This is a genomic window from Streptomyces cyaneofuscatus, from assembly GCF_000718135.1.
Taxonomy (GTDB): domain Bacteria; phylum Actinomycetota; class Actinomycetes; order Streptomycetales; family Streptomycetaceae; genus Streptomyces; species Streptomyces cyaneofuscatus.
The window spans coordinates 16,669-30,110 of the sequence record NZ_JOEM01000020.1; the positions used below are offsets into that span (position 1 = coordinate 16,669).

Below are 13,442 nucleotides of genomic sequence, written 5' to 3' on the forward strand. Positions count from 1 at the left end.
CCCCGGCCCACCGGCAGCCCTCCGCGTACCGACAGCCCCCCGGCCCGCCGACAACCCCCGCGCACCGCCAGCCCCCGGCCCCGCTACCGCGCGGGCGGCCGCCGCTCCGCCGGGGAGAGCAGCAGCACCTCCAGAGCCCGCGCGCAGGACCGGGCCTCGCTGAGCAGCCACTCGGTGCGCTCGGCGGTGATCAGGGACGGGGTGGCCCGTACGGCGAGGGCGAAGCGCGCGTACCCCGCACCGTCCAGGACCGGCACGGCCAGGGTGCGCACCCCGTGCGCCGACTCCCCGTCGTTGAGCGCGTAGGCCTCGGCCCGTACCCGTACCAACTCCGCCTCCAGAGCCGCCGGTTCGACGATCGTCCGGTCGGTGAACGCGGGCAGCGGCGGCAGCGACTCAGGGCCGCCCTCGCCCGGCCGGGCCCAGGCGAGGAGCACTTTGCCCAGCGCGGTGGAGTGCAGCGGCCGGCGCAGCCCCACCTTCGGCGTCACCGAACCGCCCGCCACGATCACCGCGTGCGGCCCGCTGCGCAGCGCCAGGTCCGCCGTCGCGCCCGTCCGCTCGGCCAGGTCCGCCAGCTCCGGCGCGGCCAGGTGCAGCCCGCGCTGGTGGTAGGAGAGCCGGCCCAGCTCGGTCACGGCGGGGCCCAGGCGGTAGCGGGCGGTACGCGGATCCTGCTCCAGGAACCCCGCGCCGAGCAGCGTGCGCGCCAGGCGGTGGGCCGTGGACACCGAGAGCTCCAGACGCCGGGCGAGGTCGGAGGCGCTGAGGTCGGGCCCGTTGTCGTGGAAGCAGTGCAGGACGTCCAGCGCGCGCCGGACGGCCTGGGCGCCGCCCGGTGCGCGTGCTGTCACGGCCTCGGTCATGACGGGTCACTCTCCGATCGTCGAAGGGGCACGGGGTGCGTTCGATTGCCACATTACGGGAGTCGAGAAAGGGCTCAACCCTGCTGAGAAACACTCCGTTCACATGTGATCCCACATCATGGGAAGCGAGTTGTCGCATCCGGCACGGCCGTGGCAGGCTGCGGCCATCACCACCGACGAGCGGGAAGGAGCAGCGAGCCATGGCCCGACGTACCGCCGTGCACGCCTCCTCCGCCCCGGGCGCCCCCGTGCCGCTCGCCCTCACCGTGCGCCGCCACATCGACCTGGCGCGCGTCTCCAGCGCAGCCTGTCGCTGACCCTTCGCGGCACCCCCTCCCGTACCTCTCCGGCCGCCCCTCGCGCCGCCGTGGACCCGCTCCACCGCCGCTGAACTCCGTGCGGGGCGCGGGGAGCCGCGCCCTGTTCCCCGTGTGCCGCCGTACGTGCCAGGGGCCCCTGGGCTGCCCACCGCCACCCCGCACACCTCACGCGCCCCACCGACCCCTGTGGAGACCCACCCCCATGACGTCTGCCCCCGCCCTGCCCGCGACGCTCTGGTTCACCCGCTGTCCCGTGCCCACCGCCACCGGGATCGCGGCCGACCGGCAGTGGCTCACCGACGAGTTCGCCCCGGACGGCATCACGGTCCGCTCCCTCCAGGACGCCGAACCGGACGCGGACCGGGAGGCCCACTTCACCCACGCTCTGCCCGGGCTCTTCCGGGAAGGTGGCAACGTGCCCGCCCTCTGGGCCCGTTCACGCGGTGAGCGGACCCGGCTGATCGGTCTGACCTGGATCGAGGAGCGCCAGGTCGTCCTGGTCGCCCCCGGTTCCGGCATCCGGTCCGCCGGCGACCTGCGGGGGCGGCGGATCGCCCTGCCGGTGCACCGCATCGCCATCGACTTCTGGCGGGCCATGGCGCTGCGCGGCTTCGAGGGCGCCCTCGCCTCGGCGGGCCTCGGCCTGGCGGACACCGTCCCCGTCGACGTACCGGCGGACGGCCACCCGGGGCAGTGGGCCGCCGAACTGGCCGCGCTGCGCAGGGGTGACGTCGACGCGGTGTACGTCAAGGGCGCCCTCGCCGTCGAAGCGGCCCGCCGGTCTGGCGCCGAGGTCGCCGTGGAGCTCGACGACCTGCCGGACCGCCGCTTCCGGATCAACAACGGGACCCCGCGCCCCATCACCGTCCACCAGGACCTCCTGGACGAACACCCCGCGCTCGTCGACCGCTTCCTCGCCGTCCTGCTCCGGGCCGCCGACTGGGCGGCAAAGAGCCCGGCGGAGGTCGACCGCATCCTCGGCGCCGAGACCGGGGCCGGAGCCGAAGGGGTCGCCGGCGCCTACCGCCCCGGCACCCACCTCACCCTCCACCCCGACCTCTCCCCGGAGCGCCTCGCCCTGCTCGCCGAGCAGGAGAGCGCCCTGCGTGCCCACGGCTTCCTGCCCGAGCCCGTCCCCGTCTCCGCCTGGGCCGACCCCGAACCGCTCCGCCGAGCCGCCGCGCTGAACGACGCCCACCCGAAATCCCCCCTGCCCACCGCCCCTTGAGCCCGAGGACCCACCACCATGAACATCACCCGACCACGTCTCCGTACGACCGTCCCGACCGCCCTCCTCGCGGCCGCCGCCCTCCTCGCCCTGTCCGCCTGCTCCACCTCCGACGACAGCAACGGCAGCGCGCCCGCAGGGAGTTCGGGCAAGACCGTCGAAGTCCGTATCCCCGACCCCGGCAACTCCGGCGTCCTCGCCCTCGGCAAGAAGGACGGCAGCCTCGACAAGGCGCTCGGCAAGGTCGGTGCCCGGGTGAAGTGGACCGGCAGCGCGGGCCCGTTCGCGCCGGCCGCCCAGGCGATGAACGCCGACCAGCTCGACATCGCCACCGGCTCCATCACCTCCGGTATCACCTCGCTCTCCCAGCGCCCCGGCTTCACGTTCTTCACCGCCGTCGACCCCGACGCGAAGGGCGAGGGCATCCTCGTCCGCGACGGCTCCGGCATCGAATCCGTCGCCGACCTGGTGGGCAAGAAGGTCGCCGTCAACCAGGGCGGCACCGGTGAGTACCTGCTGCTCAAGGCGCTGGCCAAGGAGAAGATCCCGGCCGACAAGGTGGAGCGGGTCTATCTGCGCCCCGACCAGACCGCCGCCGTCTTCAACGCCGGTCAGGTCGACGCCTGGGCCGTCTGGGCCACCTACGCGGTGGCGGAGATCGGCAGCGGCAAGGCCCACTTCCTCGCCGACGGAGAGGCGATCGGCTCGGACAACTACAGCCTCAACGCCGTCCGTACGGGCTTCGCCGAGCAGCACCCCGCCGTCGTCAAGGCCCTCTACGACTACCTGCACACGGCCAGCGTCAAGGAGAAGAAGGACCCGGCCGCCTATCTCAACGTCTTCACCGACGTCGGCCCGACCGCCGTCACCGGCAAGGCCAAGGAGGTCCAGACCGAGATCACCGCCACGTCCGGCACCGTGGACCCGATCGGCCCCGAGGACATCGTCCGCTTCGAGTCCGTCGCCGCCTTCTACGCCGAGCAGAAGGTCACCAAGGAGAAGGTGGACGTCGCCGCACACCTCCTCGACGTCGAGAAGCTGACATGAGCGACACCCGCGCGGTCGCCCAGGTCGCCGACCCACCACCCCCGGGGCTCGTCACCCCGCGCCCCCAGCTCCGTAAACCCCGCAGCCGCCCCTACGCCCTGACCGTCCGCGCCCTCGGCCCGTTCGTCCTGCTCGGCCTGTGGTGGGCCGCGTCCGCGACCGGTCTGCTCACCCCGGACGTCCTCGCCTCTCCGGCGGAAGTCCTCAAGGTGGTAGGGGAGTTGTGGGGGAACGGCCAGCTGCCCGACGCGCTCACCACCTCCCTGAGCCGCTCCGGGCTCGGGCTGCTCATCGGCCTCGCCGCCGGACTGACCCTCGGCATCACCACCGGGTTCACCCGGCTCGGCGACGAGCTGCTCGACTCCTCCCTCCAGACCCTGCGCACCATCCCGTTCCTCTCCCTGGTCCCGCTGTTCATGGTGTGGTTCGGCATCAACGAGACCGCGAAGATCCTCCTCATCGCCGTCGCCACCACCTTCCCCATGTACGTCTCCACCTCCAGCGGCGTCCGCAACACCGACCCCAAACTCGTCGAGGCCATGCGCTCCTTCGGCATGAGCCGTCTCGCCATCGTCCGCGAGGTCGTCCTGCCCGGCGCACTGCCCTCGCTCCTTGCCGGACTGCGGCTCTCGATGACCCTCAGCGTCATCGCCCTCATCGCCGCCGAGGAGATCAACGCCACCGCCGGTATCGGCTACCTGATGTCCCAGGCCCAGAGCTACGCCCGCACCGACATCCTCGCCGTCTGCATCCTCGTCTACGGGCTCCTCGGCCTCACCGCCGACGTCCTCGTACGGCTCCTGGAACGCTTCCTGATGCCGTGGCGCACCCCGCAGGGAGCCCGCCGATGACCGAGAACGCCCACCGTCAGGCAGCTGTACGGGTACGGGGCCTGCGCCGGGTCTTCGGCGCCCGGGCCGTCCTCGACGGTCTCGAACTGGACATCGCACGCGGCGAGTTCGTCGCCCTGCTGGGTGCGAGCGGCAGTGGCAAGACGACCCTGCTGCGGATCCTCGGCGCGCTCGACGGTGCCGACGGGGGAGAGGTGCTCGTCCCCGAGGCCCGCACCATCGTCTTCCAGGAACCCCGCCTCGTACCGTCCAAGAAGGTGCTCGCCAACGTCACCGTCGCCCTGCCGCGCGGCCGACGGGACGACGGGCTGCGGGCGCTCGCCGAAGTGGGCCTGGAACGGCACGCCGACGCCTGGCCCGCCACCCTCTCCGGCGGCGAGGCCCAGCGCGTGGCCCTGGCCCGGGCCCTCGTACGGGAGCCCGAACTCCTCCTCCTGGACGAGCCGTTCGCCGCGCTCGACGCCCTGACCCGGCTGAAGATGCAGGACCTCGTGGACGAGCTGTGCCGCAAGCACCGGCCCGCCGTCCTGCTGGTGACCCATGACGTCGAGGAGGCCGTACGTCTCGCCGACCGGGTCGCCGTCCTGCGCGACGGACGGCTCGTCACCGACGAGAAGGTCACCGTCGCCCGCCCCCGCGACCCCGGCGACCCCGCCTTCGCCGCCCTGCGCCGCCGCCTCCTCGACGACCTCGGCGTCCCGGCCGCGTCCCACCCCGTGAAAACCCCCGAACTCGACCGTGTCGGAGTGATCTGAATGACCATCACCATCGGTGTTCACGCCAGCAACCCGTCCCTCTTCCACCTCTACCACCTGACTCGGCTCGGCTTCGCCCAGCAGGAGCTCGAACCCCTCGGCGAGACCGTCGCCTTCCACCCGTACAGCAACGGCGTCCGCACCGGCGAACTCCTCACCCAGGGCGTCATCGACTTCGGCGGCACGGGCTCCACCCCGCCCGTCACCGCCCAGTCCGCGGGCCACGACCTCGTCTACACCGCCGTCTCCGCCCCGCGCCCCGAGCACGGCGTCCTGCTCGTCCCCGAGGACAGCCCGGTCCGTACCGTCGCCGACCTCAAGGGCACCGCCGTCCACCTGGCGATCGGCTCCTGGCAGACCCACCTCGTCGCCAAGGCCCTCGACGACGCGGGCCTCTCCTACGCCGACGACATCACCGCCGTACGCTCCACCGACGAGAGTGAGCAGCTCCTGCGCACCGGGGCCATCGCCGCGTGGGTCGCCCAGGGACCCCAGCTCGCCGCCGCCCGCCGCACCGGCCAAGTGCGCACCCTGATCCCTACCGGCGACGTCATCAGCGACCGGTCGGTGTTCTTCACCCGCCGCGAACTCGCCGAGCAGCGGCCCGAGATCGTCGAAGCGCTGACCCGCGCCCTCCAGCACGCCGACGACTGGGCCGCCGCCCACCCCCGCGAGGCCGCCCATCTGGCCGCCGCCGACCTCGGCGGCGACGTGGACGACTGGGAGAGTGCGCTCACCGCCCTGCCCTGGCGGATCGAGCCGGTGAGCGAGGAGTTCCTCGCCGAGCAGCAGGAGGCGGCCGACATCTTCCACCGCACCGGCTTCATCGAGCACCCGGTCACCGTGGCCCGCGCCGTCGCCCACGCCTCCGCGACCACCCCGGCCGCCGCCCTGAAGGCGGTCTGAGCAGCCATGGCCACCGAAGTCCTCTGGTACATCATCCCGCGCGAGGGCGCCTACCCGTGGGAGCCGGCGGGCCGCCGCCCCACCGACCTCGGCTACCTCACCCGGCTCGCCGGAACGGTCGAACAGCTCGGCTACAGCGGGGCGTTGCTCGCCACCGACCTGCACGACGTCTGGCCGCTGGGCAGCGCGCTGTCCGCCGCCACCAGCACCCGGTTCAAGCCGCTGCTCGCCGTCCACCCCGGACTGATCTCGCCGACCCTGCTGGCGAAGATGGCGCTCACCTTCGACAACCTCTTCGGCGGACGGCTCCGCTTCAACGTCGTCAACGGCTTCACCAAGTCCCTCCAGGAGTACGGGCTCCATGTGGAGCACGACGAGCGGTACGAGCTGAGCGCCGAGTACTGGTCCCTCGTCAAACGGCTCACCGCGGGCGAGGTCTTCGACCACCAGGGCCGGTTCTACGACCTGAAGAACGCGGGCGCCTCGTTCCGCGAGCTGAAGCCCGTCCAGGACCCGCACATCCCGCTCTGGTTCGGCGGCTCCTCCGCCCCCGGCATCGAGATGGCCGCCCAGCACGTCGACGTCTTCCTCACCTGGGGCGAGCCCCCGCACCTGTTGAAGGAGAAGCTGGAACAGGTCCGTGCCCGGGCCGCCGCCCACGGACGCACCCTGCGCATCGGGCTCCGCCTCCACCTCATCGTCCGCGACACCGAGGACGAGGCGTGGGCGGCGGCCGACCGGCTGCTGGACGTCACCAGCGAGGCGACGTACGCCCGGCAGCTCGGGGACCGGGCGGGGGAGGACGGCGTCGGCTGGCAGCGCCAGTTCCGCCAGCACGGCGGCAGGGTCCCGGCGCGCGCCCGCGAACTGGAGACCCACCCCAACCTGTGGCCCGGCATGAGCCTCTTCCGCCCGGGCCCCGGCACCGCCGTCGTCGGCTCCACGGCCCAGGTGACCGAGCGGCTGAAGGAGTACGAGGAGCTGGGCGTCGACACCTTCATCCTCTCCGGCAACCCGCTCCTGGAGGAGGCCTACCGCGTCGCCGAGGCGGTCCTCCCGGCCCTGGGGGTACGCCGCTGACCTGCGCGGAGACGCGGGGCGGCCTCGGTCGGCCCCGCGCGGACTGCGGTGGACGGTGGCCGGTGCGAGACTCGACGGGACAGGGAACAGCCCCGCCGCCGTGCGCGAGCGGGGCCACGGGATCCGCTGAAGGAGCACGCCATGCTCAACCCCGCCTTCCCCGACGGAGCACCCAACTGGGTCGATCTCGGCACGCCCGACGTCGACGGGGCCGCCGCCTTCTACGGCGGTCTCCTGGGCTGGGAGCACGTCCCCGGCGGCCCGGAGGTCGGGGGGTACGGGATGTTCACCCTGGATGGCCACACCACCGGCGGGGTCATGGCGGTCCCCGAGGAGCAGTCCTCCAGCGCCTGGTCCCTCTACTTCCAGTCGCCCGACATCAACGCCACCGCCGAGCAGGTGAACCGGTCCGGCGGCCGCGCCGCCTTCGAGCCGATGGACGTCCTCGACTACGGCCGGATGGGCGGCTTCACGGACCCGGGCGGAGCCTACTTCGGCGTATGGCAGCCGCGGCAGAACCCCGGCCTCGGCGTCATCCAGCAGCCGGGCTCGCTCCTCTGGGCCGAGCTGTACACCCCGGACGTCCCGGCGGCGGCCCGGTTCTTCGGCGACGTCTTCGGCTGGAAGACCGACGCGCTGAAGGTGGAGGGCACCGAGTACGTCTACACCACGGTCCACCCCGCCGGCACCGGCCCGGAGCTGTCGTTCGGCGGCCTGGTCACGATGGGCGACGTCCCGGCCGAGGCGGCGCGCGGCCCGCACTGGATGCCGTATTTCGCGGTCGAGGACGTGGCGGTGACGGTGGACGCCGCCAAGCGGCTCGGCGGGGCGGAGGCGCTGCCGGCGATGGAGGTGCCGGGCGTCGGCACCATGGCCAACGTGACCGATCCGTTCGGAGCGGTCTTCGCGGTGATGAAGCCCCTGCCGAGGCAGTAGAAGCGAGGCAGGAGAACGAGGCAGTGGAAGAGGGCGCGCCGGACGATTGATGGATCGTTGATCAGTCGTTTATCGCACCCCGGCACCGTAGGTCCCATGCTGATCAATATGGTGACCGAGGACGCGCTCGACTGGCAGGAGACCGCGTTGTGCGCGCAGGCCGGACCCGAGTTCTTCTTCCCGGCCCCGGGCAGTTCGACGCGTGAGGCCAAGCAGCTCTGCGGAGCCTGCGAGGGGCGCGTGGCCTGCCTGGAGTACGCACTCGCCAACGACGAGCGGTTCGGCGTCTGGGGCGGGCTCTCCGAGAAGGAGCGCGAACGGCTGCGCCGGGAAGAGCGCGACCAGGGCTGAACCGCCCCCGCCCATGCCAGAATTCCGCTGTCCGCACAGCCACCCGCACCGGGCAGGGGAATCGCGATGACCACCACGTACGACTACATCGTCGTCGGCGCCGGATCGGCGGGCTGTGTCCTGGCCGCCCGGCTCTCCGAGGATCCGATGGTCAGAGTGGCACTGGTGGAGTCCGGCGGGCCCGACCGGAAGCCGGAGATCCGCATTCCGGCGGCCTTCCCGAAGCTGTTCAAGACCCCGTACGACTGGGATCTGCACACCGTGCCCCAGTCGGGCCTCGGCGGCCGCGAGCTGTACTGGCCGCGCGGCCACGGCCTCGGCGGGTCCTCGTCCATCAACGCCATGATGTGGGTGCGCGGACACCGGGACGACTACGACACCTGGGCGCGGACCGCGGGGGAGGACTGGTCCCACGACGCGCTCGTACGGTACTTCCGGCGGGCGGAGCAGTGGACGGGCCCCACCGGCGAGAGCACCGTCCACGGCACCGAGGGGCCGCTCTTCATCTCCCCGCCCCGGGACCCGAGCCCGCTGAGCGCCGCGTTCCTGGCCGCCTGCCGGTCCGACGGACTGCCCCAGCTCCCCGAACTCAACGTGCCCGACCACAGCGGCTGTTCCCTCACCCCGCTCAACCAGCGCAGGGGCCGCCGCTGGAGCGCCGCCGACGGCTACCTGAAGAGGGCCGCCCGCCGGCCCAACCTGGACATCCTCACCAGCGCCCGCGTCAGCGGCCTCACCTTCGACGGGCCCCGCGTCACCGGCGTCCGCACGGCGGTCGGCCGCCTTGCCGCCCGCCGCGAGGTGATCCTCAGCGCGGGCGCCATCGGCTCACCCCAGCTCCTGCTCCGCTCCGGCATCGGCGACCCCGAGGCACTCCGCGCGGCCGGGATCGAGGTGCGGGCCGCCTCCCCGGACGTCGGCCGGAACCTCCAGGACCACCTGTCCTTCGCCGTCACCGTGCGCTGCCCGCAGCCGGTGACGCTGACCGGCGCCGACACGCCCGCCAACCTCGCGCGCTACCTTTTGGCCCGCCGTGGGCCGCTGACCTCCAACGTCGGGGAGGCCGTGGCGTTCGTCCGCTCCACCCCGGAGCAGGCCGCCCCCGACCTTGAGCTGATCTTCGCCCCGGCGCCCTTCATCAACCACGGGCTGACCGCCCCCACCGAGCACGGCATCACTCTCGGCGTCATCCTGCTCCAGCCCGGGAGCACCGGCCGCATCACCCTCGCCCCCGACGGCACCGGGGCCCGGATCGACCCCGGATACCTCACCGACGAGTCCGACCTGCGCCGCCTGATCGCGGGTGTCCGCCGCGCGGAGTCCCTGCTCGCCTCCCCGGACCTCGCCGCCCACACCGGCGACCCCATGGGTTTCTACCCGGGCGTGGTCGACGACACCGAGCTGGCCCGGGCGATCCGCGGCGCTGCCGAGACCCTCTACCACCCCGTCGGCACCTGCCGGATGGGCGAGGACGAGGACGCGGTGACCGACCCCCGGCTCCGGGTGCGCGGGGTGGCGGGGCTGCGTGTCGTCGACGCGTCGGTGATGCCGCGGATCACGCGCGGCCACACCCACGCCCCGACGGTGGCCCTCGCCGAGCGCGCCGCCGAACTCATCCGCGCGGACGCCCGGGTGGGCGCTACGACGTAGCCGACGGCCCCCGCTCCGTGAACTCCTGGGGCGGGCGTGACCCGGCACGGCACAATCCCCCCATGACCGACGCACAGCCGCTCGTCCTCACCGCCGCCCTCCTCGACGCGCTCGACCCGCTGCCCCACCCGCAGCGCATGCGCGAACTCGCCTTGCGTGCACGGTGTTTGGCGGACGAAGGGCTCCTTCGGCCGGTGCTGGACGAGCTGGCCGACGGTGATCCGTACGAGCGGCGGACCGCCGTGGTCGCGGCCGCCGTCGGCCAGGACGCCGAGTGGACCGGTGCGCACCTCACCGACGAGGACGGCGTCGTACGGGGTCACGCCCTGCGCGCCGCCCGGAGCCTCGGCGTGCCGGACCGCGTGTACGAGGAGGCCTTCGCCGACGCGCCCGCCGTCGTACGGCGACAGCTCGTCCGGGCGATCGTCCTGGACGGGCGCACCGCGCTCGCCGACCGGCTGCTCCCCGTCCTCCGCGCGACCTGGGGCGACACGGAGGCGGCCCGCCTGCTGCCCGGGTGCTCGGCCGGCACGGTGGAGGAGGCGCTGCCCGCCCTGCTGCGCTCGGTGGGCGGCTGGTCCTCGCTCGGCCACCACCACCCCGGCCCGCTGCTCGACGCGGCCGAAGCGGAACTGGCCGCCCTCCCCGGCGCGGAGCGCCACGGGTGGTGGCACGGGTGCGGCCACGACCGGGCCGTCGCCGCGGCCGCGAGCGCCCTCCCGCACCGGGTGCTCGACCTCCTCGAACGGTACGGCCCCACCCGGCTCCCCGGGTCGCTCTTCCGCCACCTGGGACACCTCGCCACCGCCGACCCCGCCCGCTTCGCCCGCCTGCTCCTCGCCCCCGGCACCTGCGCGATACCGGGCCACGCGCTCTCCCGCACCCTGCTGCACCGGCTGGTGGGCGCCCTCCCCGACGGTCTCGTCGCCGAACTGGGCCGCAGCTCGCCCGACCTGCTGCCCCGCCTGCTCCGCGCCCTGCCGCCCTCCCGCCGCACCGCCGTCCACGCGGCGGCCGTCGCCGGCCAGGGCGAGGGCGCCCACGTCACCGTCGACACCGCGCTGCTGGATGCCCTGCCCCGTACGCACGTGGCCGACGTCGCGCGCCGCCTGGCCGACCGCGCCCGCGCGCGCGGCGCCGACCGCACCACCGTGCTCCGCGCCGAGTCCTACCTGCCCTTCGATGAGGTACGGGACCGGCTCCTCGCCGCCACCCGCGAACCCGTCGCAGACGACCGGGCCACCGCCTGGTCGTTGCTCGTCCGGAACGCGGGTCGCTCCGGTGACCGGAAGACCGTCGCCACCGTGCTGGAGGACCTGCTGCGGCTGCGCAACGAGCAGGACCCCGTGCGCTCGACCGCCCTGCGCGCCCTGCTCTCCGTCCCGCCCGACCTCTTCACCGACGCGCTGGAACCGCTGCTCGACCGCATCGCCGCCGACGCGGTGGAGGCCCGCGACTCCTCCGCGACGACCCGCACGGCCCTCAGCTCACTGGCCGTCGCCGTCCTGCGCGAACACGCGGTCACCGGCGAACGCGCCCTCCTCAACTGGGCGTTGCGCACCCTGGTCCGGATCTCCGGCAACAGCGGCAGCGCCGACCTCGGCCGCCTGGACCGGACCCTGCGCCGGGGCCAGGAGCACACCGTCCTCGAAGCGCTGCGGCCCTGGCTGGAAGCAGGTGCCGAACGCTCCGACTACGGTCTCGTCCTCGCGCTCGCCCGGGCCCTCGGCCGCCGCGCCGACGCCCTGCCCGGCCTCCAGGACCTGCTGTGGCAGGCCATCAGCTACGGCTCCACCTCCACCGCCCGCAGCGCGGTCGAGCTCTGGCTCCGGGACCCGGCGGACCGGGACGCGCGCATCGAGCGGCTGCTGACCCGCGACCCGTCCGCCGCCGCGCTGCCCGCCGTGCAGCGGGTCCTGACCACCCGCCGCACCGACCTGCTCGACGCGTACCTCGGCGGGACCCCGCCGTGGGGCCGCTTCCTCACCCCCGGCACGGTGTGGACCATCGGCACCGACTACGCCGGGACCCGCTGGGTTCCGCGCCAGCAGCGCACGGTGCAGCGGGATTTGGAGCGCACGGTGGCGGACGAAAAGCTGCCGCTGTACGCGCGCGGGGCGGCGCTCGGCCGGCTCGCCACGCTCCCGGGCCGTGGCTTCGACGCCGTACGGGCCTGGGTGGACGCCCCGGACGTGGTGCTGGCGGAAGCGGCGCTGGCGGCCCTCGCGCACACCGACCGCCCTGCCGACGCCCTGCCCGACCTGCTCGCCCACGCCGGGGACGACCGGGCCCGCGTCGCGCTGTACGCGGCGGGCCGGGCCGCCGCCCACGCCCGCCCCTCCCGGCTCCGCGAGCTGTTCGCCGCCCGCACCGCACCCGGCACCGGCAAGGTGACCAGCCGCAAGCAGACGGTCCGGCTGGCCGCCACCCTGCTGCCCCTGCCCGACGCGGCGGCCCTCCTCGCCGACGCGTACGCACAGCCGGACCAGCACCCCGATGTGCGGGCCGCCTGTGTGGCCTCCGGTACGGAGCTGCTCGGTGACGAGCGGATGTGGGAGGTGCTGGCGGACGCGGCGACCGGCGAACGCGCCCTGCGCACCGCCCTGTTGCGGACCCACCCGAACGAGCTGGACCCCGGCCACCGGCCGCGCTACGCCAAGCTGGTCCGGAAGGTGTGCGCATCCGACGACGACGAACTGGTCGCCCTCGGACACCGCGCGCTCGTCCCGTGGCTGCCCTGGGCACCCGGAGCGGCGACGGTCCTGGTGGAGGCGCTCACGGACATGGACCGGCGCGGAACCTGGAGCTCCGCCGCCGACGCCCTCGCCACCGCAGCCCCGGCCACACCGCAGGCGGCCGCTGCACTGCATCGCGCGCTGACGCTGCTGGCGACCGGGGAGACGGCGGACGACGCCGGGGCGGAGCGGGACCGGCCCGCCCGGCAACGCCTCGGCCGGCTGACCGAGGCGCTGACGGCGTGGCCCCAGGTGCACGACGCGCGGGGCAGGGCCGTGCTGGGTGAGGCCGGGCGGGTCCTCGCGGGCCACCGCGACCTCGTACCGCAGGCCGTGTCCCTGCTTGCGGAGTCTGTGGAGCTGGAGGGTGCGGGGGGTACGGACGCCGACGCGCTGCACGCCGCCCTGGTGGAGCTGGCCGCGCTGCACGGCGGCCGCCCGGCCCTCGCCGCCCGGACCGCCCGTACCGTCCGACGGCGCGTCGAGAGGGCCGGGGAGGCGGGCACGGGCGCCACGGACACCCTGCTGGTCGTCGTCGCACGGCTGGCCGGGACCGGGGACGCGGCCGAGGGGCTGCTCGCCGCCGAACTGACGGTGGCCTGCGGCCGGCGCACCGCATGGACCGGGCCGTGGCGCACCCAGCTCCGGATGCTGCGCCAGCACCCCTGCGGCGACGTACGCGACGTGGCGTACGGAGAGGTCACCGCCGTGGAGTGA

At 74.1% G+C, this 13,442-nt stretch carries 12 protein-coding genes; 11 read left to right on the plus strand and 1 reads right to left on the minus strand.

All coding sequences use genetic code 11. The annotated features are described in order from the left end of the window. Positions 1 to 83 precede the first annotated feature (83 nt). Positions 84 to 866, minus strand: coding sequence for an IclR family transcriptional regulator (locus IF17_RS0128170; RefSeq protein ID WP_030571614.1), 783 nt, complete (start codon positions 864 to 866; stop codon positions 84 to 86). 200 nt (positions 867 to 1,066) lie between these two features. Here IF17_RS0128170 and IF17_RS1000000140285 point away from each other — a divergent pair, with 200 nt between their 5' ends. From IF17_RS1000000140285 to IF17_RS0128225, 11 genes are all read left to right on the plus strand, one after another. Then, positions 1,067 to 1,183, plus strand: coding sequence for a putative leader peptide (locus IF17_RS1000000140285; RefSeq protein WP_309544405.1), 117 nt, complete (start codon positions 1,067 to 1,069; stop codon positions 1,181 to 1,183). Positions 1,184 to 1,388: 205 nt separating this feature from the next. After that, positions 1,389 to 2,414, plus strand: coding sequence for an ABC transporter substrate-binding protein (locus IF17_RS0128180; RefSeq protein WP_030571616.1), 1,026 nt, complete (start codon positions 1,389 to 1,391; stop codon positions 2,412 to 2,414). An 18-nt stretch (positions 2,415 to 2,432) separates the two neighbouring features. Then, a complete protein-coding gene (locus tag IF17_RS0128185; RefSeq protein ID WP_030571619.1) occupies positions 2,433 to 3,461 on the plus strand; it encodes an NrtA/SsuA/CpmA family ABC transporter substrate-binding protein in 1,029 nt (342 codons plus the stop codon). After that, entirely contained in the window at positions 3,458 to 4,312 is an 855-nt protein-coding gene (locus tag IF17_RS0128190; protein WP_030571621.1) for an ABC transporter permease, read from the plus strand. The genes IF17_RS0128185 and IF17_RS0128190 overlap by 4 nt, the downstream gene beginning before the upstream one ends. Further along, positions 4,309 to 5,067, plus strand: a complete 759-nt coding sequence (locus tag IF17_RS0128195; RefSeq protein ID WP_030571625.1) for an ABC transporter ATP-binding protein — start codon at positions 4,309 to 4,311, stop codon at positions 5,065 to 5,067. The genes IF17_RS0128190 and IF17_RS0128195 overlap by 4 nt, the downstream gene beginning before the upstream one ends. Then, on the plus strand, positions 5,068 to 5,973 hold the full coding sequence (locus IF17_RS0128200; protein WP_030571628.1) for an ABC transporter substrate-binding protein: 906 nt from the start codon (positions 5,068 to 5,070) through the stop codon (positions 5,971 to 5,973). A gap of 6 nt (positions 5,974 to 5,979) precedes the next feature. Further along, on the plus strand, positions 5,980 to 7,053 hold the full coding sequence (locus tag IF17_RS0128205; protein WP_030571630.1) for an LLM class flavin-dependent oxidoreductase: 1,074 nt from the start codon (positions 5,980 to 5,982) through the stop codon (positions 7,051 to 7,053). Between the two features lie 141 nt (positions 7,054 to 7,194). Then, on the plus strand, positions 7,195 to 7,989 hold the full coding sequence (locus IF17_RS0128210) for a VOC family protein (RefSeq protein WP_030571632.1): 795 nt from the start codon (positions 7,195 to 7,197) through the stop codon (positions 7,987 to 7,989). Between the two features lie 96 nt (positions 7,990 to 8,085). Continuing rightward, a complete protein-coding gene (locus tag IF17_RS0128215; RefSeq protein WP_026241705.1) occupies positions 8,086 to 8,340 on the plus strand; it encodes a WhiB family transcriptional regulator in 255 nt (84 codons plus the stop codon). Positions 8,341 to 8,406: 66 nt separating this feature from the next. After that, positions 8,407 to 9,990 (plus strand): GMC family oxidoreductase, encoded by a 1,584-nt coding sequence (locus IF17_RS0128220; RefSeq protein ID WP_030571634.1) that lies wholly within the window; start codon positions 8,407 to 8,409, stop codon positions 9,988 to 9,990. 62 nt (positions 9,991 to 10,052) lie between these two features. After that, entirely contained in the window at positions 10,053 to 13,442 is a 3,390-nt protein-coding gene (locus IF17_RS0128225) for a hypothetical protein (protein ID WP_030571636.1), read from the plus strand.

Coding starts and splice junctions, on each gene's coding strand:
- IF17_RS0128170 (WP_030571614.1), bottom strand. CDS start 866: ATGACCGAGGCCGTGACAGCACGCGCACCGGGCGGCGCCCAGGCCGTC.
- IF17_RS1000000140285 (WP_309544405.1), top strand. CDS start 1,067: ATGGCCCGACGTACCGCCGTGCACGCCTCCTCCGCCCCGGGCGCCCCC.
- IF17_RS0128180 (WP_030571616.1), top strand. CDS start 1,389: ATGACGTCTGCCCCCGCCCTGCCCGCGACGCTCTGGTTCACCCGCTGT.
- IF17_RS0128185 (WP_030571619.1), top strand. CDS start 2,433: ATGAACATCACCCGACCACGTCTCCGTACGACCGTCCCGACCGCCCTC.
- IF17_RS0128190 (WP_030571621.1), top strand. CDS start 3,458: ATGAGCGACACCCGCGCGGTCGCCCAGGTCGCCGACCCACCACCCCCG.
- IF17_RS0128195 (WP_030571625.1), top strand. CDS start 4,309: ATGACCGAGAACGCCCACCGTCAGGCAGCTGTACGGGTACGGGGCCTG.
- IF17_RS0128200 (WP_030571628.1), top strand. CDS start 5,068: ATGACCATCACCATCGGTGTTCACGCCAGCAACCCGTCCCTCTTCCAC.
- IF17_RS0128205 (WP_030571630.1), top strand. CDS start 5,980: ATGGCCACCGAAGTCCTCTGGTACATCATCCCGCGCGAGGGCGCCTAC.
- IF17_RS0128210 (WP_030571632.1), top strand. CDS start 7,195: ATGCTCAACCCCGCCTTCCCCGACGGAGCACCCAACTGGGTCGATCTC.
- IF17_RS0128215 (WP_026241705.1), top strand. CDS start 8,086: ATGCTGATCAATATGGTGACCGAGGACGCGCTCGACTGGCAGGAGACC.
- IF17_RS0128220 (WP_030571634.1), top strand. CDS start 8,407: ATGACCACCACGTACGACTACATCGTCGTCGGCGCCGGATCGGCGGGC.
- IF17_RS0128225 (WP_030571636.1), top strand. CDS start 10,053: ATGACCGACGCACAGCCGCTCGTCCTCACCGCCGCCCTCCTCGACGCG.